This window comes from Mycobacterium sp. NGS64, from assembly GCF_059812245.1.
Window position 1 is genome coordinate 116,842 of record NZ_JCALCI010000001.1, and the last position, 22,377, is coordinate 139,218.

General features: G+C 68.2%; 27 protein-coding genes. 20 read left to right on the forward strand and 7 right to left on the reverse strand.

From position 1 onward, the window contains the following. The first annotated feature begins 31 nt into the window (after nt 1-31). The gene (locus AC5Y4S_RS00560; protein WP_500029176.1) at nt 32-958 is read left to right on the forward strand and encodes a DUF4436 domain-containing protein; all 927 of its coding nucleotides are present in this window, start codon (nt 32-34) and stop codon (nt 956-958) included. Between the two features lie 4 nt (nt 959-962). On the opposite strand, the gene pstS is transcribed toward AC5Y4S_RS00560, so the two are convergent. Continuing rightward, complete coding sequence (gene pstS, locus AC5Y4S_RS00565) at nt 963-2,090, reverse strand: phosphate ABC transporter substrate-binding protein PstS (protein ID WP_500029177.1); 1,128 nt, start codon at nt 2,088-2,090, stop codon at nt 963-965. Nucleotides 2,091-2,386: 296 nt separating this feature from the next. Between pstS and AC5Y4S_RS00570 the strand changes: the two genes are divergently transcribed. From AC5Y4S_RS00570 to rplO, 15 genes are all read left to right on the forward strand, one after another. After that, nucleotides 2,387-3,328, forward strand: a complete 942-nt coding sequence (locus tag AC5Y4S_RS00570; RefSeq protein WP_500029178.1) for a DUF4436 domain-containing protein — start codon at nt 2,387-2,389, stop codon at nt 3,326-3,328. 33 nt (nt 3,329-3,361) lie between these two features. Further along, on the forward strand, nt 3,362-4,252 hold the full coding sequence (locus AC5Y4S_RS00575; RefSeq protein ID WP_500029179.1) for a formylglycine-generating enzyme family protein: 891 nt from the start codon (nt 3,362-3,364) through the stop codon (nt 4,250-4,252). A gap of 293 nt (nt 4,253-4,545) precedes the next feature. Next, nucleotides 4,546-5,406 carry a DUF4436 domain-containing protein gene (locus AC5Y4S_RS00580; RefSeq protein WP_500031995.1) on the forward strand — a complete coding sequence of 287 codons (861 nt, stop codon included), beginning with the start codon at nt 4,546-4,548 and terminating at the stop codon, nt 5,404-5,406. Nucleotides 5,407-5,553: 147 nt separating this feature from the next. Further along, nucleotides 5,554-6,477: a DUF4436 domain-containing protein gene (locus AC5Y4S_RS00585; RefSeq protein ID WP_500031997.1), complete on the forward strand. Its 924-nt coding sequence runs from the start codon at nt 5,554-5,556 to the stop codon at nt 6,475-6,477. Nucleotides 6,478-6,649: 172 nt separating this feature from the next. Further along, nucleotides 6,650-8,161, forward strand: coding sequence for an HNH endonuclease signature motif containing protein (locus AC5Y4S_RS00590; protein ID WP_500029180.1), 1,512 nt, complete (start codon nt 6,650-6,652; stop codon nt 8,159-8,161). A gap of 196 nt (nt 8,162-8,357) precedes the next feature. Further along, entirely contained in the window at nt 8,358-8,726 is a 369-nt protein-coding gene (gene rplN, locus AC5Y4S_RS00595) for a 50S ribosomal protein L14 (protein WP_003403649.1), read from the forward strand. Beyond that, nucleotides 8,727-9,044, forward strand: coding sequence for a 50S ribosomal protein L24 (gene rplX / locus AC5Y4S_RS00600; RefSeq protein WP_068104465.1), 318 nt, complete (start codon nt 8,727-8,729; stop codon nt 9,042-9,044). Further along, a complete protein-coding gene (gene rplE, locus AC5Y4S_RS00605; protein WP_067006259.1) occupies nt 9,044-9,607 on the forward strand; it encodes a 50S ribosomal protein L5 in 564 nt (187 codons plus the stop codon). Before rplX ends, rplE begins: the two co-directional genes overlap by 1 nt. Nucleotides 9,608-9,611: 4 nt before the next feature. Beyond that, the gene (locus AC5Y4S_RS00610; RefSeq protein WP_011739072.1) at nt 9,612-9,797 is read left to right on the forward strand and encodes a type Z 30S ribosomal protein S14; all 186 of its coding nucleotides are present in this window, start codon (nt 9,612-9,614) and stop codon (nt 9,795-9,797) included. Nucleotides 9,798-9,816: 19 nt separating this feature from the next. Then, a complete protein-coding gene (gene rpsH / locus AC5Y4S_RS00615) occupies nt 9,817-10,215 on the forward strand; it encodes a 30S ribosomal protein S8 (RefSeq protein WP_067158795.1) in 399 nt (132 codons plus the stop codon). Between the two features lie 10 nt (nt 10,216-10,225). Continuing rightward, a complete protein-coding gene (gene rplF / locus AC5Y4S_RS00620; RefSeq protein ID WP_068104467.1) occupies nt 10,226-10,765 on the forward strand; it encodes a 50S ribosomal protein L6 in 540 nt (179 codons plus the stop codon). 41 nt (nt 10,766-10,806) lie between these two features. Beyond that, a complete protein-coding gene (rplR, locus tag AC5Y4S_RS00625) occupies nt 10,807-11,175 on the forward strand; it encodes a 50S ribosomal protein L18 (RefSeq protein WP_500032000.1) in 369 nt (122 codons plus the stop codon). 40 nt (nt 11,176-11,215) lie between these two features. Continuing rightward, a complete protein-coding gene (gene rpsE, locus AC5Y4S_RS00630) occupies nt 11,216-11,911 on the forward strand; it encodes a 30S ribosomal protein S5 (protein ID WP_500029181.1) in 696 nt (231 codons plus the stop codon). Beyond that, nucleotides 11,908-12,090 (forward strand): 50S ribosomal protein L30, encoded by a 183-nt coding sequence (rpmD, locus tag AC5Y4S_RS00635; RefSeq protein ID WP_068104474.1) that lies wholly within the window; start codon nt 11,908-11,910, stop codon nt 12,088-12,090. Before rpsE ends, rpmD begins: the two co-directional genes overlap by 4 nt. Continuing rightward, nucleotides 12,087-12,527: a 50S ribosomal protein L15 gene (rplO, locus tag AC5Y4S_RS00640; protein WP_068104476.1), complete on the forward strand. Its 441-nt coding sequence runs from the start codon at nt 12,087-12,089 to the stop codon at nt 12,525-12,527. The genes rpmD and rplO overlap by 4 nt, the downstream gene beginning before the upstream one ends. On the opposite strand, the gene AC5Y4S_RS00645 is transcribed toward rplO, so the two are convergent. Further along, a complete protein-coding gene (locus AC5Y4S_RS00645) occupies nt 12,528-13,454 on the reverse strand; it encodes an LLM class flavin-dependent oxidoreductase (RefSeq protein ID WP_500029182.1) in 927 nt (308 codons plus the stop codon). It lies immediately after the preceding gene. 38 nt (nt 13,455-13,492) lie between these two features. Between AC5Y4S_RS00645 and sppA the strand changes: the two genes are divergently transcribed. Next, nucleotides 13,493-15,268, forward strand: coding sequence for a signal peptide peptidase SppA (gene sppA / locus AC5Y4S_RS00650; protein ID WP_500029183.1), 1,776 nt, complete (start codon nt 13,493-13,495; stop codon nt 15,266-15,268). Here the strand turns inward: sppA and AC5Y4S_RS00655 are convergent. From AC5Y4S_RS00655 to AC5Y4S_RS00665, 3 genes are read right to left on the reverse strand one after another with little or no spacing between them, the layout of a single operon-like run. Further along, nucleotides 15,265-16,179 (reverse strand): class I SAM-dependent methyltransferase, encoded by a 915-nt coding sequence (locus tag AC5Y4S_RS00655; protein WP_500029184.1) that lies wholly within the window; start codon nt 16,177-16,179, stop codon nt 15,265-15,267. The genes sppA and AC5Y4S_RS00655 overlap by 4 nt on opposite strands. Nucleotides 16,180-16,189: 10 nt before the next feature. Further along, entirely contained in the window at nt 16,190-17,098 is a 909-nt protein-coding gene (locus tag AC5Y4S_RS00660; RefSeq protein WP_500029185.1) for a class I SAM-dependent methyltransferase, read from the reverse strand. Continuing rightward, on the reverse strand, nt 17,091-18,038 hold the full coding sequence (locus AC5Y4S_RS00665; protein ID WP_500029186.1) for a class I SAM-dependent methyltransferase: 948 nt from the start codon (nt 18,036-18,038) through the stop codon (nt 17,091-17,093). Before AC5Y4S_RS00665 ends, AC5Y4S_RS00660 begins: the two co-directional genes overlap by 8 nt. 97 nt (nt 18,039-18,135) lie before the next feature. On the opposite strand from AC5Y4S_RS00665, the gene AC5Y4S_RS00670 reads away from it, so the two are divergent. Together AC5Y4S_RS00670 and AC5Y4S_RS00675 are read left to right on the forward strand one after the other, a co-directional pair. Beyond that, nucleotides 18,136-18,924, forward strand: coding sequence for an SDR family NAD(P)-dependent oxidoreductase (locus AC5Y4S_RS00670; RefSeq protein WP_500029187.1), 789 nt, complete (start codon nt 18,136-18,138; stop codon nt 18,922-18,924). Next, entirely contained in the window at nt 18,921-20,135 is a 1,215-nt protein-coding gene (locus tag AC5Y4S_RS00675; protein WP_500029188.1) for a zinc-dependent alcohol dehydrogenase, read from the forward strand. Before AC5Y4S_RS00670 ends, AC5Y4S_RS00675 begins: the two co-directional genes overlap by 4 nt. Here the strand turns inward: AC5Y4S_RS00675 and AC5Y4S_RS00680 are convergent. Then, nucleotides 20,110-20,775, reverse strand: coding sequence for a TetR/AcrR family transcriptional regulator (locus tag AC5Y4S_RS00680; protein WP_500032001.1), 666 nt, complete (start codon nt 20,773-20,775; stop codon nt 20,110-20,112). The genes AC5Y4S_RS00675 and AC5Y4S_RS00680 overlap by 26 nt on opposite strands. A gap of 57 nt (nt 20,776-20,832) precedes the next feature. Between AC5Y4S_RS00680 and AC5Y4S_RS00685 the strand changes: the two genes are divergently transcribed. Then, entirely contained in the window at nt 20,833-21,684 is an 852-nt protein-coding gene (locus AC5Y4S_RS00685) for an SDR family NAD(P)-dependent oxidoreductase (protein WP_500029189.1), read from the forward strand. Here the strand turns inward: AC5Y4S_RS00685 and AC5Y4S_RS00690 are convergent. Beyond that, nucleotides 21,663-22,307: a class I SAM-dependent methyltransferase gene (locus AC5Y4S_RS00690; RefSeq protein ID WP_500029190.1), complete on the reverse strand. Its 645-nt coding sequence runs from the start codon at nt 22,305-22,307 to the stop codon at nt 21,663-21,665. The two genes, AC5Y4S_RS00685 and AC5Y4S_RS00690, sit on opposite strands and share 22 nt — an antisense overlap. Between the last annotated feature and the right edge of the window lie 70 nt (nt 22,308-22,377).

Here is a 22,377-nt window from a genome sequence, read left to right on the forward strand (position 1 = left end):
GGGCGGTAGCATCTGGCCCCGTGATGCCCCAATGACCGCCGAAGCACCCCCGCCGCCGGCGCCACCCCAGTCGCGTGGACCGCGCTTTGCGATCGCGTTCGGGATCGTCGTCGCCCTCATCGTCATCTACGTCCTGTCCCTGATCGCGGTGCATTTGCTGGCGAAATCGACGCCGCCGCTGCCCGCGGCGGACCTGAGCAAGGTCGAGGCCGAGGACAGCGTCGTGCAGGTGCGCCTCGAGAAACTCGATACCGTCGCCAACCGCTTGACGGTGAATGTCCTTGTCTACCCGAAGGATTCGCTCTACGACAAGAACTTCGGGGTGCTCACAACCGACGCGGCCGTGCGCCTGTATCCGGAGAACGACCTCGGCGACCTGCAATACCCGGTCGGAAAAGCGCCGGCACAGGTCAGCACCACCATTGAGGCGCACGGTGATCCCGGTAACTGGCCCTTCGACACTTACAAGACGGAGGTCATCGCGGCCGACGTGTTCACCGGTTCCGGTCAGAACCGCGAGAAGGCGCCCGCGCGCGTCGAGGTATCCGGAAAGCTCGATGGTTGGGACGCCAGCGTCACCCGCGTCCATGACCCGGCGGACTCCAACCCGGACGTCCAGGACGACGTGACCATCACCTTGAAGCGGGCCAAGGGTCCGCTGATCTTCGACCTTGGAATCTGCCTCGTCCTCATCGCCTTGCCGGTGTTGGCACTATGGGTGGCCATTCCCGTGTCGCTGGGCCGGACGTCGTTCTTGCCGCCGATGGTGACGTGGTACGGCGCGATGCTCTTTGCCATCGTCCCGCTGCGCAGCATCCTGCCGGGCAGCCCACCCTACGGTTCCTGGATCGACCAGGCCGTCGTGCTCTGGGTGCTGATCGGACTGGTCACCGCGATGGCCCTGTTCCTGTCCGGTTGGTGGCAGCAACGGGACCGAAGGTCACCGAAGAAGGGCTGAACGCCTACTCCGCAACCGCCGCTCCGGCCCAGCTGATCGCGTCGACGGCGCTCGAGACTCGGGACTGGAAGTCGGGCGGCAGCGGGATGTAGCCGTTCCTGGCCAGCTCGACCTGGCCGGGCCCGATCGCCGCCTGCAGGAACGCCTTGACCGCCTTGGCGTCGTCGGCGTTGGGGTACTTCGAGCAGACGATCTCGTATGTGGCCAGGACTATCGGGTAGACGTCCGGCTGGGCCGGGTTGTAGAACGACGAAATGTCGAGCACGAGGTTGTTGCCGGCGCCCGTGATCTTGGCGCCCAGGATCGTCTTGCCGACCGTGTCGGTGCCGATGCGCACCGGGCGCAGCGAGCGGCGGCTCGCGGGGGTCTTGATCTCGGCGGCGAAAAGGCCTTGCTGGAGCGCGAATGACAACTCGTTGTAGCTGATCGCACCCTCCGTGGTTTTCACGAGCTCCGAGGTGCCCTTGTTGCCGGCGGCGCCGATGCCGACCCCGCCCTTGAACGTCTTGCCGGTGCCCTGTTTCCACGCCCCGCCGGACGCGGACTGCAGGTAGTTCTGGAAGTTGTCGGTGGTGCCGGACGCGTCGCTGCGGTAGATGACTTTGATGTCCTCGGACGGCATGGAGGTGTTGAACGCGGTAAGCGCCGGGTCGTCCCAGCGGGTGATGGTGCCGTTGAAGATCTTCGCCAGTGTGGGCGCGTCGAGGACCAGGGAGTCGACGGCGCCGAGGTTGTAGGTGATGGCCATCGGGCCGAACACCACGGGCAGGTTCCAGGCGTCGGCGCCGCCGCACCGCTGTTTGGCGGCGGCGTACTGATCCTCGGCGAGGGGAGTGTCCGATCCGCCGAAATCGGTCTTGCCGGAAAGGAATTCGCTGATCCCGCTGCCCGACCCGTTGGCGGTGTAGTTGAGGTTCTGCCCCGGGCAGGCCCGGTGGTACGCCTCGACGAACTTCGTCATCGCATTCGCCTGGGCGGTCGACCCGCTGGCGATCAGGGTCTGTTTGCCGCCGCAGTCGACCTTGGCGCCCGCGGCATACGCCAGGGTCGCGTGGGAGTTGCTGCATGCCGAGCCCACCATGGCAACCGCCGCCAGCAAGCTGATGGCGGCGGCCGGTCGCGTGTGCCTCACGGTGATTGCCTCCAGGCGATGGTGGCGCCCGGCGTCGACGGCGAGCTGTTGTGTCCGGATACACCTCGACTTCTACAGCCACCGAATTAACAGGCAAACCAACAATGGATGAACGGGTCGGCAATTGGGCCGACCGCCGGGTTTCGCTGAGTAGCGAGCAACCGTTGCGCGGGTTGACGGAAATTACCTGATTGATGAAGTAAATTTTGACTCCTCGCGCGGACGCGACCGGTTCGCTACGATCTAATCCGCGCATGGCCCGCCGAGTTGCTGCCACCCAACGGAGGTGCTGACCGATGACCCATCAAGCCCCACCGGCTCCGCCGCCTCCAACGCCACCGGAGCAACCCGCCGCGGCGCCCCCCGAGGCGCCCCCCGCCCGCAAGCGAAGCCGCACCCTGTTGGTGATCGGCATCCTGGTCGCGTTCCTCATCGTCTACGGCCTGTCGCTGTTCGGGGTCCATTTGCTGGCCAAATCGGCGGCGCCGATCAAGCCGCCGGACTTGAACGCGACCAACGACACGGTCGTGCTGGTGCGTCTGGAAAAGCTGGAAACCGTCGCGAATCGCCTCACGGTCAAGGTGCTCGTGATTCCCGAGGACAACATGTTCGACAAGCGCCTCGATGTGCTCAAGACAGACACCGCCGTGCGGATGGACCCGCCGAATGACCTGGGCGACCTGCAATATCCGGCGGGGAAGTCGCCGGCGCAGGTCGCCACCACGATCGAGGCGCACGGCGATCCCAACAACTGGCCGTTCGACTCCTACAGCACCGACACCCTGTCGGCGGAGGTGCTCGTCGGGCAAGGCGATGCCCGCCAGTACATACCCGCCCGGGTCGAGGTCGCCGGGGCGCTGGACGGCTGGGACGTCAGCGTCCAGCGGGTGGGTGAGGCAAGCCAGGAGGCGGATCGCCCGGACAACGTGATCATCACGTTGCACCGCGCCAAGGGGCCGCTGATCTTCGACTTGGGCATCTGCCTGGTGCTGTTCGCCCTGCCCACCCTGGCGTTCGCCGTCGCCATCCAAATCGCCTTGGGCAGGCGGAAATTCGTGCCGCCGTTCGTGACGTGGTTCGCCGCCATGCTGTTCGCCGTGATCCCGATCCGCAATTTCCTGCCCGGGTCGCCGCCACCGGGCGCGTGGATCGACCAGGTCCTGGTGATCTGGGTGCTGATGGCGCTCGTCGCCGCGATGGCCCTGTACATGCTCACCTGGTACCGACAATCGGACTGAGGCCGCGGCGCACGGTCGTCCTACCCTGAAGGGGTGCTCACCGAGCTGGTCGACCTGCCCGGCCGATCGTTCCGCATGGGCTCGACGAGCTTCTATCCGGAAGAGGCGCCGATCCACACGGTGACGGTGGGGCCGTTCGCGGTGGAACGGCATCCGGTGACCAACGCGCAGTTCGCCGAATTCGTCGCCGCCACAGGCTATGTCACGGTGGCCGAGCAACCGATCGACCCGGCGCTCTACCCGGGGGCGGATCCGAAAGACCTGGTGCCCGGCGCCATGGTCTTCCGCCCGACGCCGGGGCCGGTCGACCTGCGTGACTGGCGCCAGTGGTGGGCCTGGGTGCCCGGGGCCAACTGGCGAAATCCGTTCGGACCGGACAGCGATCTCACGGGCCGGGCGGATCATCCGGTGGTGCAGGTGGCGTATCCCGACGCCGCGGCCTACGCGCGTTGGGCCGGCCGGCGGCTGCCCACCGAGGCCGAGTGGGAGTATGCGGCCCGCGGCGGAAATGCGGGGACCTACTCCTGGGGGGAGGAAGCGAACCCCGATGGTCGGCTGATGGCCAACACGTGGCAGGGAAAGTTTCCGTACCGCAACGACGGCGCGCTCGGCTGGGTGGGCACCTCCCCGGTGGGGACCTTCCCGCCCAACGGATTTGGGCTGCTCGACCTGATCGGCAACGTGTGGGAGTGGACCGCCACCGAGTTTTCCGCGCACCACCGGCTCGATGAGCCACCGAAGGCCTGTTGCGCGCCGTCGGGGCCCGCGGACCCGAGCGTCAGCCAGACGTTGAAGGGCGGGTCGCACCTGTGCGCGCCGGAATACTGCCACCGCTACCGGCCGGCCGCACGGTCGCCGCAGTCGCAGGACACCGCGACGACGCACATCGGGTTTCGCTGCGTCGCGGACCACGCGTCGGTATAGGCCGCCCGGCGCCGACCGCGCAGCAAACCGGGACCGGCTCTGCGCCGCACCTCAGCCAGCAAATGCGACCAAGGGGTTACCGTCGGGTGGACGGCGAGTGACGGACCTTCCGTCATCGCGCGCGGTCGCCGCGAATTCGCTAGCATCGCCACGTGTCGGCCGTAGACGAGCCAGATGTCATCGACGGGGTTGCAGCGACCACCGAGGCCCCGGCGACACAGGCCCCGCCCCCACCCCCGGACACACCGCCGACGCCCCCGCCGCCGGCGCGCAAACCACGGTCGCGACCGCGCATCGCGATCGGCATCGCGATCCTTGTGGTTGTCGTCTCCACTTATGCCCTGTCGCTGTTCGGCGTGCACCAATTGCAGGAAGCCGAGGCCCCGCTTCCGCCATTGGACCTCAGCCAGGGTGGCGGCGATGCCACCATCGTGCAGCTGCGCCTCGAGGAGCTCAAGACGGTGGCGAACCGCCTGACCGTGAATGTGCTTGTCTATCCAGGGATTTCGGCCTACGACAATCGACTCGACGTCCTGGGTACCGACGTCGGCGTGCGCCTGTATCCGACGAGCGAGTTGGGGGACCTGCATTACCCGAAGGGGAAGGCCCCGGGGCAGCTCACGACGGCCGTCCAGGCGCACGGCGATCCGGGTAACTGGCCCTTCGACTCCTACAGCACCGAGCCGATCTCGGCCGATGCGTTCGTCGGGACGGGCGACAACGTCAAAAAGGTGCCCGCCCGGGTGGAAGTGACCGGGGAGCTGGACGGGTGGGACGCCACGGTCACCCGCCTGCACGACCCGGCCGCGCTGCCAACCCAACGCGGTTCGGACAACGGGAACGTGGTCATCACATTGAAGCGGGCCAAGGGGCCGCTGATTTTCGACCTCGGCATCTGCCTGGTTCTCATCAGCCTGCCCACCCTGGCGCTGTTGGTCGCCATCCCGATGGCGCTGGGCCGGCGTAAGTTCTTGCCACCCTTCGCAACCTGGTACGCCGCGAACCTGTTCGCCATCGTCCCGTTGCGCAACATCCTTCCCGGTGCGCCACCGCCCGGTTCCTGGATCGACCAGGCCATCGTCCAGTGGGTGCTGATCGCTCTGGTGACGGCGATGAGCCTGTACATCTTCGCCTGGGTGCGGCAAGGCGACTGACGTCGGGGCGCGCCGGTTAACGCCGGCATGTTAACGCTGGTAGCGCCCTCTGTTAAGAACTCGTAGCGAGGCTCGCTTCAGGGTGCCAGCAAATAGCGCCGTTGCTAGTCTGCGTCCGTGTCGGTTCAACGGGACGTCGTCGTAGCGCTGCCCTCGAACGGCCACGGCACTGCCCCCACGGCGCCGCCCGCACCGGCCGCGCCGGAGCGTAAGCCCCGACGGCGGCACCTTGTCCTCGACATCTCGATCATCGTGGGCGTCGCCGTCGTTTACGTCCTGTCGCTGCTCGGCTATCACTGGCTGGCCACCGCGCCGGGCCCGCTTCCCGACCCGGAACTGAACACCGCCGACGGCACGGTGGTCTTGATGCGTTTCGAGCAGCTGCACACCGTGGCCAATCGCCTCGACGTGAAGGTCTTGGTGATGCCCGACGATTCGATGATCAACAAGCGCCTCAACGTCTTGAACACCGACACGTCCGTGCGCATCTTTCCGCAGAACGACCTCGGAGACCTGCAGTACCCGGTGGGGAAGTTGCCGGCGCAGGTGGCCACCACCATCGAGGCGCACGGTGACCCCAGCGACTGGCCGTTCGACTCGTATAGGACCGACACCATCCAGTCCGACGTCCTCGTCGGGTCGGGCGAAAACCGCGTATTAAAACCCGGCCGGGTCGAGGTGACCGGAAAGCTGGACGGCTGGGACATCGCGGCCACCCGCGTCGCGCGCAACCCGAGCGACCCGGACCGCCCGGACAACGTCGTCATCACGCTGCACCGGGCCAAAGGCCCGTTGGTGTTCGACCTCGGGATCTGCCTGGTCCTCATCACGCTGCCGACGCTGGCGCTGTTCGTGGCCATTCAGATGCTGACCGGCCGGCGACAATTCCTGCCGCCGTTCTCCACCTGGTACGCCGCGATGCTGTTCGCCGTCGTGCCGCTGCGCAACATCCTGCCCGGGACCCCGCCCGCGGGTTCGTGGATCGACCAGGCCGTGGTGATCTGGGTCCTGATCGCGCTGGCGACGGCGCTGGTCCTCTATATCGTCGCCTGGTATCGACATTCGAGCTGAGGCTCGTCTCATAGGGCCGTACTGCCTGGCCTGATTCTTTGACCTCAGCCGGGTCCGGGATTCGAGCACCGCGGCCGGCGGAGGTGTCACCACCAAGACCACCAAAACTGTCAGCGATGTCCTGGGGGATGACCACCGACTCTTGTCGCCGGGCGCGGCTATACTCGAACACATGTTCGACGAAGCTGCGCGGGCCGAGGTGATTGCCCGGTTCGACGAGATGATCGAGCGGTGCTATCCGTCGTCGACGGCGCAGTCCGCGGCGCTGCTCGACGAGATCGGCGTGTTTGCGCGGATCGAGAACCGGGCGGCGGCGGCGCAGTTGGCGGCGATCGGGCGGTTGTTCGGCTATCGGCTCTCGCGCTGTTCGGAGACCGAGGATTGGGCGATCGACACCATGGAGGCCGTCGCCGCCGAAGTGGGGGCGGCGCTGCGGATCAGCCAGGGCCTGGCCGCTAGTCGGCTGCGCTACGCCCGGGCGATGCGCGAACGGCTCCCGAAGGTGGGTGAGGTGTTTCGGGCCGGCGATATCGATTTTCGGCTGTTTCAGACGATCGTGTATCGCACCGATCTGATCGAGGATCCCGAGGTGTTGGCGCGGGTGGATGCGCAGCTGGCGGCCAATGTGGCGCGCTGGCCGTCGATGAGCCGGGGTCGGTTGGCCGCCCAGGTGGATCGGATCGTGGCCAAAGCAGATGTAGATGCGGTGCGCCGGCGCGCCAAGGCCCAGCGCGATCGGGAGATCTGGGTCGGGCCGGATCAGGACGGCACCGCCGAGATCGGCGGGGTGCTGCTGAGCCCGGACGCGCATGCGTTGGACAAGCGGCTGAACGCGTTGGCGGCCACCGTGTGCCCGCACGATCCCCGCACCCGCGAGCAGCGCCGCGCCGACGCGTTGGGCGCGCTGGCCGCCGGGGCGGATCGGCTGGCCTGCCGCTGCGGACGGGCGGATTGCGCGGCGGGGAAACGCCCGGCCGCGGGCCCGGTGGTGATTCATGTGATCGCCGAGCAGGCCACCCTGGACGGGCACGGCAGCGCGCCGGCCTCGGAGGTGGGCGCGGAGGGGCTGATCACCCCCGACCTGCTCGCCGAGCTGGCCAAGTCGGCCAAGTTCACGCCGTTGATCCACCCCGGTGATGCGCCCCCGGAGGACGGGTATGTGCCGTCGAAGGCGTTGGCCGATTTCGTGCGGTGTCGGGATTTGACGTGCCGTTGGCCGGGCTGTGATGCCCCGGCGATCGGCTGCGATATCGACCACACCATCCCGTACGCCCAGGGCGGGGCCACGCATGCGTCGAACCTGAAGTGTTATTGCCGCACTCATCATTTGATCAAGACGTTTTGGGGCTGGACGGAAAAGCAACTGGCCGACGGGACGCTGATCTTGACCTCCCCGGCCGGGCACACCTATGTCACCACCCCGGGCAGCGCGCTGCTGTTCCCCAGCCTGTGTTACGCCGTCGGCGGCATGCCCACTCCCGAGGCCGACCCGCCCATCGAGTACTGCGACCAACGCGCCGCGATGATGCCCAAACGCCGCCGCACCCGCACCCAAGACCGCGCCTACCGGGTGGCCACCGAACGCCGCCACAACCGCGACGCCCGCCTGGCCCGAAAATCGGAAACCCGCGACTACTTCGCCCTGCCCCCACCCACCGGCGACGACGAACCGCCGCCCTTCTAGGCGAATTTGGCTCTGAGCTGGTCGTCCCCTAGACTCTAGGGGTTGCCTTGGGCAGACCTCGGCCGGTAAGCGAAAGCACTATCGGCCCCGCGTGCCCTTAGGTGACAAAGACCGCGCACGTCAGGTTTTTGGTGAGCACTGCTCATTGAGACGTTTTCTCCTGCCGTGCACATATGAAACCAGGTCAGGAGATCGAGTGATTCAGCAGGAATCGCGGCTGAAGGTTGCCGACAACACCGGCGCCAAGGAGATCTTGTGCATCCGGGTGCTCGGCGGTTCGTCGCGACGCTACGCCGGCATCGGTGACGTCATCGTCGCCACGGTCAAGGACGCCATCCCCGGCGGCAACGTCAAGCGCGGGGACGTCGTCAAGGCCGTCGTGGTGCGCACGGTCAAGGAGCGCCGGCGTCCCGACGGCAGCTACATCAAGTTCGACGAGAACGCCGCGGTGATCATCAAGCCCGACAACGACCCGCGCGGGACGCGCATCTTCGGGCCCGTCGGGCGCGAACTGCGCGAGAAGCGATTCATGAAGATCATCTCGCTGGCCCCGGAGGTGTTGTAGATGAAGGTCCACAAGGGCGACACCGTCCTCGTCATCGCGGGCAAGGACAAGGGTGCCAAGGGCAAGGTGCTGCAGGCGTACCCGGAACGCAACCGCGTGCTGGTGGAGGGCGTCAACCGGATCAAGAAGCACACCGCGGTTTCGACCAACCAGCGTGGCGCCCGCTCGGGCGGCATCGTCACGCAGGAAGCCCCGATCCACGTGTCCAACGTGATGGTGGTCGACTCGGACGGCAAGCCCACCCGCATCGGCTACCGGCTGGACGAGGAAACCGGCAAGCGCGTCCGCGTCTCCAAGCGCAACGGCAAGGACATCTAATGACCACAGCAGAGAAGGTTCAGCCGCGCCTCAAAGAGCGCTACCGCAACGAGATTCGCGATGCGTTGCACAAGCAGTTCGGCTACGGCAACGTCATGCAGATCCCGACCATCACCAAGGTGGTCGTGAACATGGGCGTCGGCGAGGCGGCTCGCGACGCCAAACTGATCAACGGTGCGGTCAACGACCTGGCGCTGATCACCGGCCAGAAGCCGGAGATCCGCAAGGCGCGAAAGTCCATCGCGCAGTTCAAGTTGCGCGAGGGCATGCCGATCGGTGTGCGCGTGACGCTGCGCGGGGACCGCATGTGGGAGTTCCTTGACCGGCTCACCTCGATCGCGCTGCCGCGTATCCGTGACTTCCGCGGGCTTTCGCCCAAGCAGTTCGACGGCGTCGGCAACTACACGTTCGGACTGGCCGAGCAGTCGGTGTTCCACGAAATCGACGTGGACAAGATCGACCGGGTCCGCGGCATGGACATCAACGTCGTCACCTCGGCGACGACTGACGACGAAGGACGAGCCCTGTTGCGGGCCCTCGGATTTCCGTTCAAGGAGAACTGACTAGATGGCTAAGAAGGCACTGGTTAACAAGGCCGCGCGCAAGCCGAAGTTCGCGGTGCGCGGCTACACCCGCTGCAGCAAGTGCGGACGCCCGCGCGCGGTGTTCCGCAAGTTCGGGCTGTGCAGAATCTGCCTGCGCGAGATGGCGCACGCGGGCGAGCTGCCCGGCGTGCAGAAGAGCAGCTGGTGACGGGACATAGGACGCAACTATGACGATGACCGATCCGATCGCCGACTTCCTGACCCGTCTGCGCAACGCCAATTCGGCGTACCACGACGAGGTGACGTTGCCGCACTCCAAGATCAAGGCCAACATCGCCCAGATCCTCAAGAACGAGGGCTACATCAACGACTTCCACACCGAAGACGCTCGGGTGGGCAAGTCGCTGGTCGTCCAGCTCAAGTACGGGCCGAGCCGGGAGCGCAGCATCGCCGGCCTGCGCCGTGTTTCCAAGCCGGGGTTGCGGGTGTACGCGAAATCCACCAACCTGCCGCGCGTGCTCGGCGGACTGGGCGTGGCGATCATCTCGACCTCGTCGGGTCTGCTCACCGACCGTCAGGCAGCCAGACAGGGCGTGGGCGGCGAAGTCCTCGCGTACGTGTGGTGAGGGGTTAAACATGTCACGTATTGGTAAGCAGCCGGTTCCGGTCCCCTCCGGAGTCGACGTAACGATCGACGGCCAGAACGTGTCGGTGAAGGGTCCCAAGGGCAGCCTGAACCTGACCGTCGCCGAACCGATCACGGTGGCGCGCAACGACGACGGCGCGATCGTGGTCACCCGCCCCAACGACGAGCGGCGCAACCGTTCGTTGCACGGGCTGTCGCGGACCCTGGTGTCCAACCTGGTCACCGGCGTGACGGAGGGCTACACCGTCAAGATGGAGATCTTCGGTGTCGGCTACCGCGTGCAGCTCAAGGGCTCCAACCTCGAGTTCGCGCTGGGCTACAGCCACCCCGTCGTGATCGAGGCGCCCGAGGGCATCACGTTCGCGGTCCAGTCACCGACGAAGTTCACGGTCACCGGGATCGACAAGCAGAAGGTCGGTCAGATCTCGGCGAACATCCGCCGCCTGCGCCGTCCCGACCCGTACAAGGGCAAGGGCGTGCGCTACGAGGGCGAGCAGATCCGCCGCAAGGTCGGAAAGACAGGTAAGTAGTCATGGCGCAAACGAAGACGGCCGCCCCGGTCGGAAAGCCGGTGGGGCAGAACGTATCCGCGACGCGGCGGGTCTCCCGGCTGCGCAGGCACGCGCGGCTGCGCAAGAAGCTGGCGGGCACGCCGCAGCGCCCGCGGCTGGTGGTGCACCGCTCCGCGCGGCACATCCACGTGCAACTGGTCAACGACGAGAACGGCACGACGCTGGCCGCGGCGTCGTCGATCGAGGCCGACGTGCGTGGCCTGGACGGCGACAAGAAGGCGCGCAGCGTGCGGGTCGGTCAGTTGATCGCCGAGCGCGCGAAGGCCGCCGGCATCGACACCGTGGTCTTCGACCGCGGCGGGTACACCTACGGCGGACGGATCGCGGCGCTGGCGGATGCCGCGCGCGAGAACGGATTGCGATTCTGATGAACAACATCAGCCTGATGACAACTGGAAGGACCGCATAATGGCGGAACAGTCGGCCGGTGGGCAGGGCCCGGACAGCCGCGACAGCCGCGACTCGCGCGGTGACGGCCGCGACAGCCGCGGCCGGCGCGACGGTGGTGGCCGCGGCGGTCGTGACCGCGACGGCGATAAGAGCAACTACCTGGAGCGGGTCGTCGCCATCAACCGCGTCTCCAAGGTGGTCAAGGGTGGACGGCGATTCAGCTTCACCGCTCTGGTCATCGTGGGCGACGGCAACGGCATGGTCGGCGTCGGCTACGGCAAGGCCAAGGAGGTGCCCGCCGCCATCGCCAAGGGCGTGGAGGAGGCGCGCAAGGGCTTCTTCCGGGTCCCGCTGATCGGCGGCACCATCACCCACCCCGTGCAGGGTGAGGCCGCGGCGGGCGTCGTGCTGCTGCGTCCGGCCAGCCCGGGTACCGGTGTCATCGCCGGCGGCGCAGCCCGCGCCGTCCTGGAATGCGCTGGGGTGCACGACATCCTGGCCAAGTCGTTGGGCAGCGACAACGCGATCAACGTGGTGCACGCGACCGTTGCCGCGCTCAAGCTCCTGCAGCGTCCCGAGGAGGTGGCCGCTCGCCGCGGACTGCCGATCGAGGACGTCGCCCCGGCCGGCATGTTGAAGGCGCGCCGGGAAAGCGACGCACTGGCCAGTGCGGCGGCGGCGCGTGAGGCTCAGATTTCGGGAGCGCAACCATGAGTCAGCTCAAGATCACCCAGGTGCGCAGCACCATCGGTGCTCGCTGGAAGCAGCGCGAGAGCCTGCGGACCCTGGGCCTGCGGCGGATCCGCCATTCGGTGGTCCGTGAGGACAACGCACAGACCCGCGGCCTGATCGCGGTGGTGCGCCACCTCGTCGAGGTGGAGGAGGCCAAGTGACCATCAAATTGCACGACCTGAAACCCGCGCCCGGGTCGAAGAAAGCGCGCACCCGTGTCGGTCGCGGCGAGGGCTCCAAGGGCAAGTCGGCCGGGCGCGGCACCAAGGGCACCAAGGCCCGCAAGAACGTGCCGGCGACCTTCGAGGGTGGCCAGATGCCGATTCACATGCGGCTGCCCAAGCTCAAGGGATTCCGGAATCGCTTCCGCACCGAGTACGAGATCGTCAACGTCGGCGACATCAACCGGCTGTTCCCGCAGGGCGGTTCCGTCGGCGTGGACGAGCTGGTGGCCAAGGGTGCGGTTCGCAAGAACTCGTTGGTCAAGGTCCTCGGCGACGGCAAGCTGACCGTCAAGGTCGACCTGTCCGCGCACAAGTTCAGCGGCAGCGCGCGCGAGAAGATCACCGCGGCGGGCGGCTCGGTCACCGAGCTGTAGTCAGCTCAGCTGCGGAATGACCTCCGCGGCAAGGCGTTCCATCTGTTCGCGGTTCTCTCCTACGTCGGCGCCGACGGGGTTGAGTAGCAGGTACTCGGCCCCTGCGTCGATCACCTCGCGCAGCCCGCGCACCACGTCATCGGGCGTGCCCGACACGGGAACCGCATCGACGCCGGGCATTTCGCCATAGATGCGGCGCAGCCCCGCGAGCACGCGCTCCCGGGCCCGCGCCGCGTCGTCGTCGACCGTCAGGTAGACCCGCTTGCCAATGGTGAACTGCGCCGGGTCCTTTCGTTGTTCGGTGAGTTCGCGGCGCACCACGGCGACGGCCCCGGCGAACGCCTCGGTGGTCGACGAGCCCGCGCCCAGAAACGAATCACCGTGGCGCACCGCCCTGGCCAGCGCCTTGGGGGCCAGCCCGCCGAACCAGATCGGCGGATGCGGCCGCTGCACCGGCTTCGGTTGAATGGGCAGGTCGTCGACGTCGCGGAACCGCCCGTGAAACGTCACCCGTGGCTCGTCGGACCAGGCCGCCTTCATCAGCTCCAGGCCCTCGGTGAAATACGAGATGTAGGTTGCCTTTTCGACGCCGAAGGCATCGAATCGGCGAAAGCCGCCGCCGGTCCCCACCCCGATGTCCAGCCGCCCGTGGCTGAGCCGGTCGACGGCGGTGGCGGACGAGGCCAGCTGCAGGGGGTCGTGCAGCGACGTCACCAAGACGGCGACCCCGAGGCGCAGCCGCTCGGTGCAGGCGGCGCAATACGCCAGCAGCTCCAGGGGCGCCAGCAGCGGCGCCTCGCCGATGATCTGCTCGAGCACCCAGCCGGCCTCGAACCCGAGCTCCTCGGCGCGGGCAAGGTAGGCGCGCAGACCAGGGGCGTCGAAACCGTCGTAGTCGAATTGGGGGATCGCGATGGAAAACCTCACCCGACCACCGTACGGCGCCCGATCGGTAGGCTGCGAACATGTTCGGTTTCCTGCCCTCGGTCCCAAGCCTCGATGACGTCCGCGCCCTCGCCGGCCGCGTCGACACGGCGCGCCACCACGGCGTCCCTAACGGCTGCGTCCTCGAGTTCGACCTGCGCTCGGCGCCGCCGGAGAGCACCGGCTTTGATCCGGTGGCGATCATCACCGGGGGCAACCGCCCGATGTCGCTGCGCGACACCGTCGCGGCGATCCACCGCGCCGCCGAGGACCCGCGGGTCGCCGGGCTGATCGCGCGCGTGCAGCTCGCGGCGGCGCCGCCGGCCGCGGTCCAGGAACTGCGGGAGGCGATCGCGGCGTTCGCCGCCGTCAAGCCGTCGCTGGCCTGGGCCGAGACCTACCCGGGCACGCTGTCTTACTACCTGGCCTCGGCGTTCGGTGAGGTCTGGATGCAGCCCTCGGGCAGCGTCGGGTTGATCGGTTTCGCGAGCAACGCCATGTTCCTGCGCGACGCGCTCGAGAAGGCGGGGATCGAAGCCCAGATCATCGCGACGGGCGAATACAAGTCGGCGGCAAACCTTTTGACCGAGGGCGGCTTCACCGAGGCCCACCGCGAGGCCGTCACGCGGATGCTCGAGAGCCTGCAAGAGCAGGTGTGGGGAGCGATCGCCGAGTCGCGCAAGGTCGAACCGGAGGCGCTCGACGAACTGGCCGACAGGGGCCCGCTGCTGCGCGACGACGCGGTGGCCTCCGGCCTCGTCGACCGGATCGGGTTCCGCGACGAGGCCTACGCCCGGATCGCGGAACTGGTTGGCGTGCAGGATGGTTCGGACGAAAACACCCCGCCACGGCTCTACCTGGCGCGCTATGCCGGCGCGGCCCGGCCGCGACTCAGCCCGCCCGTGCCGTCGGTCCCGGGCCGCCGGCCCAAGCCGACGCTGGCCGTGGTCACCGTCGACGGCACGATCGTCACCGGACGCGGTGGCCCGCAGTTCCTGCCGCTGGGCACGTCGACCGCCGGTGCCGACACCATTGCGGCGGCGCTGCGGGAGGCCGCCGCCGATGACGCGGTGTCGGCGATCGTGTTGCGGGTGGACAGCCCGGGGGGCGCGGTCATCGCGTCGGAGACCATCTGGCGTGAGGTGGCAAGGGCGCGCGAGGCCGGCAAGCCGGTGGTGGCGTCGATGGGTGCCGTGGCGGCGTCCGGGGGCTACTACGTCGCGATGGGCGCCGACGCGATCCTGGCCAACCCCGGCACGATCACCGGCTCAATCGGCGTGATCACCGGCAAGCTGGTGGTGCGCGGTCTGAAGGATCGCCTGGGGGTCGCGTCGGATACGGTGCGCACCAACGCGAATGCCGACGCCTGGTCGGCCGACGCGCCGTTCACGCCGGAACAGCGCCGGCATCGCGAGGCCGAGGCCGACCTCCTGTACCAGGACTTCGTCGAACGGGTCGCCGAGGGGCGCAAGTTGAGCGCCGAAGCCGTGGAAGCCGTTGCGCGGGGCCGGGTTTGGACCGGAGCCGACGCCCTCGAACGCGGCCTGGTGGACGAGCTCGGCGGCTTCCGGGCCGCGGTGCGCCGGGCCAAGGTCCTGGCCGGCCTGGACGAGGACGCCGAGGTGCGCGTCGTCAGCTATCCCGGGTCGTCGCTGCTGGACCTGGTGCGGCCTCGGGCCTCGTCGCAACCGGCCGCCGCTTCGCTGCCGGATGCACTGGGCGCGCTGCTGGGCCGCTCGATCGCCGGAATCCTCAGCAACGTCGAGCAGACGCTGAGCGGCGTCAGCGCGCTGTGGCTGGGAAACCCGCGTCTCTAGCCCGCGAGCCTGCCGCTGATGAAGATGATCTCGCCGAGCGGATCGTCCTGCTCCGGGGGCGGCACCTCGATGTCGTTGCGCCGGAACAGTTCCGTTCGCTCGACGCCCTCGGCGTCCCACCCCTTGGACCGCAGGTAGTCGACGACGTGGTTGCGTTCCCCGGTGTAGACCAGTGACGCCATGTCGACGTCGACGCCGTGCTCGCGGAATACGCCGGCCATGTCCTGCACCCGGCTGGGGTCGAAATCGATGATGCCGGGGACGAATTCGGTGGCGACGGTGCTGCCGGGCGCGCTGAGCGCGGTGATGTTGTCGAACAGCCGGTCCTGGGCCTCCGGCGGCAGGTAGATCAGCAGGCCCTCGGCCAACCAGGCGGTCGGCGCGGTCGTGTCCAGCCCGGCCTCCCGCAGCGCGGCCGGCCAGTCTTGCCGCAGATCGACGGCGATGGTGCGCCGGGTGGCGGTGGGTTCGGCGCCGATGCCGGCCAGCGTCGTCGTCTTGAACTCGATCACCTGCGGCTGGTCGATCTCGTAGACCACCGTGCCGTCCGGCCACGGCAACCGGTAGGCGCGCGAGTCGAGGCCGGATGCCAGGATGACCGCCTGGCGCACCCCGGAGCCCGCGGCGTCGACGAAGTAATCGTCGAAATACTTAGTGCGCACCGCCATTCCGTCGGCCATCGCCTGCATGCGCGCCGGCGACGCGTTCTCGAACGCGTCGAGGTCGAGCTCGCCGTCCAGCATCTTGGTGAACAGATCCACCCCGACCGCGCGCACCAATGGCTCGGCGAACGGGTCGTTGATCAGGCCGCGGGGATCCCTCGTCGCCATGGCGCGGCCGGCCGCGACCATCGTCGCGGTGACGCCCACGCTGGAGGCCAGATCCCAGTTGTCGTCATGAGCGCGTGGCATGGGCGAAACCCTACTTGAAGGTCGCGGCCACGTAACTCAGGTCGCCGAAGGCGGCAGCCATCGCGTCCTCGGGGAATTCAAACCCGTTGCTGGCGTGCAACTCCCGGGCGGGGTAGGCCGTCACCTGCCAGCCGCGCGTCTCGAGGTAGTCGACGACGACATTGCGCTCACCGCGGTAGAACAGGTCGGCCGCGTTGAGGTTGAAACCGAATCGCTGCCAGCGCTCGGAGATGCGCTGCAACCGCTCGTCGGTGAACGCGTTCGGGTCCGGGACGTGTTCGGTGGCCAGCCGGCTGCCCGGCGCGGACAGCGCCGTGATGTGGTCGAACAGCCGGTCCTGGGCGTCGGGCGGCAGGTAGGGCAGCAGACCCTCCGCGCTCCACGCGGTCGGTCGGGTGACGTCAAATCCGCCTTGGGCCAACGCGGCTGGCCAGTCGTCGCGCAGGTCGACGGCGATCGTGCGGTGCTCGGCGGTGGGGGCGGCGCCGAGATTGGCCAGCGTGCCGGTCTTGAACGCGATGACCTGGGGCTGGTCGATCTCGTAGACCACCGTGCCGGCCGGCCACGGCAATCGGTAGGCCCTGGTGTCCAGGCCGGAGGCCAGGATCACCGCCTGCCGCACGCCGTCGGCGGTGGCGCCGGTGAAGAAGTCGTCGAAGAACCTGGTCCGCACCGTGATCTGTTCGCGCCGGGTCTTCCGGTTGAACAGCGCGTCGTCCTCGAAATCGATCTCGCCGTCGATGATGCGGATGAACGGGTCCAGCCCGACGGCGCGGACCAGGGGATCGGCGAACGGGTCGTCGAGCAGCGCATCGGGTCCCTGTGACGCCACCGCGCGGGGGGCCGCGACCATGGTGGCCGTCGCGCCCACGCTGGACGCCGGTCCCCAGCTGTCACCGTCGGTGCGGCCCTCACTCATGGGTGCCGCTCACGTAGAGCACGTCGCCCATCCGGGTGTCGTCTCCCTCCAGGGGCGGAAGGTCGTTGGCCGCGAACAGGTCTCGGATGCTGATGCCTTCCAGCGCCCAACCGCGCTCTTTCAAGTACGTGGCTGCCTCGTTGCGCTCCCCGAAGTAAACCAACCCCGCCATGTCCAGCTCGAAGCCGTGCGCACGCCAGCGTTCGGAGATCCGCTGCATGCGCTCCTTCAGCTTCTCCTCGTCCCCGGGCTCGGGGCTGGGCGCGCTTTCCGTCGCCAGCCGGCTGCCTGGAGCGCTGAGTTCGGTGATCGTGTCCAACAGGCGGTCCTGCGCCTCCGGGGGCAGGTAGCCGAGCAGGCCCTCGGCGCTCCACGCGGTCGGCCGAGTCGGGTCGAATCCGGCGGCGCGCAGCGCGGCGGGCCAGTCGTCGCGCAGGTCGACGGCCACCACCCGCCGGTAAGCGGTCGGGGCGGCGCCGAGCTCGGCCAGCGTGCGGGACTTGAACTCGATGACCTGCGGCTGGTCGACCTCGTAGACCACTGTCCCGGCCGGCCAGTCCAACCGGTACGCACGGGAGTCCAGCCCCGAGGCCAGGATCACGACCTGCTTGACGCCGGCCTGCGTCGCGCTCAGGAAGAACTCGTCGAAGAACTTGGTGCGCACCGCCATGTTGTCGGCCATCCGCGACATCGCCCCGGTCGACCCGTTGGCGCCGTCGTGCACGTCGTTCAGGTCGCTCGGATCCACCTCGCCGGTCGCCAGCCGGGTGAGCAGGTCGACGCCGACGGCCCGGACCAGCGGCTCGGCGAACGGGTCGTCGATGAGCGGACGATCGGCACGGCTCGCCACGGCGCGGGCGGCCGCGACCATCGTCGCGGTCACCCCGACGCTGGAGGCCAGGTCCCAGGTGTCGCCCTCATACCTGGTGGTGGAACTCATGGTCTGCCCCTCTTCGGACGTAGTTAATCTAATATTTAGCCGATATAACAAGCTTCCACCACTGTACGCTTCCCGCGATTCGCGGCAACCTTGACGGATGGCGAACGCAGAGCCCTTCGAGGCGGCGGGTAGGCGGGTGCTGATCACGGGTGCCTCGTCCGGACTGGGCGCGGCCCTGGCCCGGCGATTGGCGGGGCGAGGGGCGGTGGTCGGGCTGATCGCCCGTCGCCGGGATCGCCTGGCCGAGGTGCTGGGGGACTGCCGGCGGACGTCGCCGGAATCGGCGATGTGGGTGGCCGACCTGGCGGACAGCTCCGCGCTGCGGGAGCTGGCGCTGCGGGCGTGGGACGAGCTCGGCGGCGTCGACGTGCTGATCAACAACGCCGCGATCCCGAAACGGCGCCCGGTCACTGCCCTGGATCCCGACGAGGTCGAGGACGTCATGCGGATCAACTTCTTCGCCCCGATGCGCCTCACGCTGGCCCTGCTGCCGCGGATGCTGGAGCGCGGGTCCGGCCTGATCGTCAACGTGTCCAGCGTCGGCGGCCGGCTCGGCATCATCCACGAAACAGCCTATTGCGCAAGCAAATTCGCGCTGTGCGGCTGGAGCGAGGCGATGGCCGTCGACCTGCACGGCAGCGGGGTTGTGGTGAAGCTGATCGAGCCGGGGCCCGTCGACACCGAGATCTGGGATCACCCGGGCAGCGAGGAACCGCTCTACCAGGGGCCGAAGGTGCCCGCCGACGAGGTGGCCGAGGGCATCATCGAGGCGCTGGCCGGCGCCACGTTCGAGCATTACGTTCCGGACATGAAAGCGGTCGTGGACGCCAAGAACGCCGACCTCGACGCGTTCATCGCCGGTGTCGCCGGGATGGCACCGCGATGAGGGCGCTGGTGTACGGCGTGCCGCCGGAGCGGTCGCCGGGACCCGACGACGCACTGACCCACAGCCCGGTCGCACTGCGGGAAGTCGCGGATCCACAACTGCTGCACGAGGATTGGGTGCTCACGCGGCCGCGGCTGACCGGCATCTGCGGGTCGGACTCCAAGCAGATCCTGATGGACTTCGGCGAGGCCGACGCCGACAACGCCATGTCCGCCTTCTGTTCTTTTCCGCAAGTCATGGGCCACGAGGTGGTCGCCGACGTCCTGGCGTTGGGGCCCAAGGCCCGGGGGCTGGAGGTCGGCCAGCGCGTGGTGCTCAACCCGTGGCTGTCCTGCGGCCCGCGCGGCATCCAACCCCCCTGTCCCGCTTGCGAAAGCGGTGACTACAGCCTGTGCTGGAGCTTCACCGACGGCGACATCAAGCCCGGCATCCACACCGGGGTCTCGGCCGACGTGACGGGTGGCTACGCGGAACTGATGCCCGCCCACGACAGCATGCTCTTTGCGGTTCCCGATTCCGTGCCCGACGAGCTGGCGGTGTTCGCCGACCCGTTTTCGGTGTCCCTGCACGCGATCACCCGCCACCCGCCGCCGCCCTCGGGCCGGGCGCTGGTGTACGGGGCCGGCTCGCTGGGGTTATGCGCGGTCGCGATCCTGCGGGCGCTCTACCCCGAGGTGGCCGTCGCGGTGGTGGCGCGGTTCGAGGCCCAGAAGGACCTGGCCCGCCGGTTCGGCGCGGCGCTGGTGGTGGACCACGAACCGCGCCTGGCCGTCATCGAGGAACTGGTCGCGTGGGGCGGCGGCCGGCTGCGCCAGCCGCTGCTCGGCCTGCCGATGGCCTACCCTGGGGCGCTCGACGTCGTCTACGACACCGTCGGCAAGCCGGAGACGTTCGAGGTCGGGGTGCGGGTGCTGCGGGCCCGCGGCACGTTGGTGAAGGCCGGCGTGCACGCGCCCGGGCGGTGGGAGTGGAGTCCCTTGTATTTCAAGGAGATTAGCTGGGTGGGTTCGAACGCCTTCGGCGTCGAGGAGGTCGAGGGCGAGCGCCGCCACGCCATCGCGCACTACCTCGATCTGGCCGCCGCCGGCCGGGTGGACCTGCGCCCCATGCTGACCCACACCTTCGGCCTCGAGCAGTGGCGCGAGGCGTTCCTGGCGATCGCCAACCAGGGCGACAGCGGAGCCGTCAAGGTCGCGTTCGACCAGCGCTAGGCGGGATGTCGCTCACCCCGTGGATCGCGATGTCGATGGCGCGTTCGACCGCGATGCGCAGCTGTTGGCCGTCGTCGCCCTCCTGTAGGCACACCAGCGCCGCGGCGATCGCCGCTCCCATTACCGAGCCGATGACGGCGGCGGCCGCCGCCGGGTCGAGCGTGTCGGCATAGGCGCCCTGCAGGGCCCGGGCGAGTTGGGTCTCGGCGAGGAAGTAGCGATGCAGCGTGGCCGCTTGGACCGCGGGCACCGACATGATCATCGGCAGCCGGACTCCGGCCAGGCCACCCTCGACCTCCTCGGTGAGGGCGTCGGCCAACATGTGTTGCATCGCGGCCACGAGGACCTCGGCCATCGGGGCATCCGGCCCGCGCCGCTCGATCAGGGCAACCGCGGCGTCGATCCGCCGCGACAGGTGGGGGAAGAGGACCTCGTCCTTGCTCGTGAAGTAGTTGAAGAAGGTCTTGGTGGAAACGCCCGCGGCTGAGGCGATCTCGGCCACCGTCGTCTGTTCGTAGCCCTTCTCCTCGAACAGGCGCATGGCCGCGGTGATCAGTTCCCGCCTGGTCTGCTGCCGCTTGCGTTCCCGCAGGCTTGTCTCGTCGGCCGTAATCGATCCTTTCCAATTATTACATTGGATGTAAGCTTATATCAGATGTAATTTTCCTGGTATTGGCGCGCCGGAGAGGACAGGGTCATGCAGCGGTTCGAGGGCGCCGTGGCGATTGTCACCGGCGGCGGGATGGGTTTGGGCGAGGCGCTCAGTGAGGAGCTCGGGCGCCGCGGCGCCACGGTCGTGGTCGCCGATGTCGACGGCGACGCCGCCCGTCGGGTGGCGGACCGTCTCGAGCAACGCGGCGTGGCGGCAGCCGCCGTGCGGGTGGACGTTGCCGACGAAGCCGAGGTGGCCAAGCTGGTCGACGGCGCCGTGGCCGAATACGGCCGTGTCGACTACATGATCAACAACGCCGGCATCGCGATCGGCGGGGATTCGCGCGACCTCTCGATGCAGCAGTGGCGCCACGTGCTCGACGTCGACTTGCTCGGCGTGGTGTACGGGACGATGCACGCGTATCAGGTCATGGCGCGCCAGGGCCACGGCCACATCGTGAACATTTCATCGCTCAGTGGGCTGGTTCCACAGCCGGGCAATGTTCCCTACTGCACCAGCAAGCATGGGATCGTGGGACTTTCGCTTTCGCTGCGCGCCGAGGGAGCGGACCTCGGCGTGCGGGTCAGCGCGGCCTGCCCGGGCGACATGAAGACGAAAATGTACGACAACATGGTCGTGGTCAACATGCCGCACGATCAGGTGGCGACGTTGAGTCGGCGCACTCACTACCTGATGCCACAGATGAGCGCCCAGGCCGCGGCCCGCGCAATACTGCGCGGCGTGGACCGCAACCGGCCGCTGATTGTGTTTCCCGCTGCGGTTCAGGTCATTTGGCATTTGTACCGCAGGATGCCGGGCCTGTTCTATCGGATCAATGTCCACCGCATGAGGCTGTTCCGCGGCCTTCGGGTTGATCAGGGGCGCGTGGCGCGGTAGTAGTTCAACCGCCCGAGGACGCGGTGCGGCGTCGATGCCACCTCGGCGCAGTCGAAGCCCGCCGCGGTCAGCAGTCGGGGGATGGCGTCGCCGAGGTTGCCGGCCGCGTGGGGGTTGCGCCTGACGAGCCGCGCCAGCGGGCCGTGGTCGGCGCTCGCGTCGCCGCCAATGTCGACCAGGTGCAGCCGGCCGCCCGGACGCAACACCCGGAAGATCTCCTGCGCGGCGGCGGGTTTCGCGTCTTCGTTGATGTGGTGCAGCATCATCGACGACAGCACCCGGTCGAATTCGCCGTCGGGGTAGGGCAGCCGCTCGGCGTAGGCCTGGTCGAAGCGGATGTCTTTGAGCCCATTCGCCTTGCGCCGCGCCCGGTCCAGCGCCCGGGGATCGGGGTCGGATCCCGTGACGTCAACGGCGGGGTGGGCACGTTTGACGCGGGTGGTGAGATTGCCCGTGCCGCAGCCGATTTCCAGCACCCGCTGGCCGTCGGCGAGTTCGGCCTGCGCGATCAGCGTGTCGTAAACCTTCGGCATGCCCAGCAGGCGGGCGAACAGGTCGTAGCACGGGAGCAGCGCGTCGTGCCCGGCGGCGGGCAGATAGTCATGTGGATGATGCTTTGTCATAGAATTCATGATTAACCGCTATCCTGCTTAGGAATTGGTCGATCTTCGATGAAACTAGGATTATTTTTCG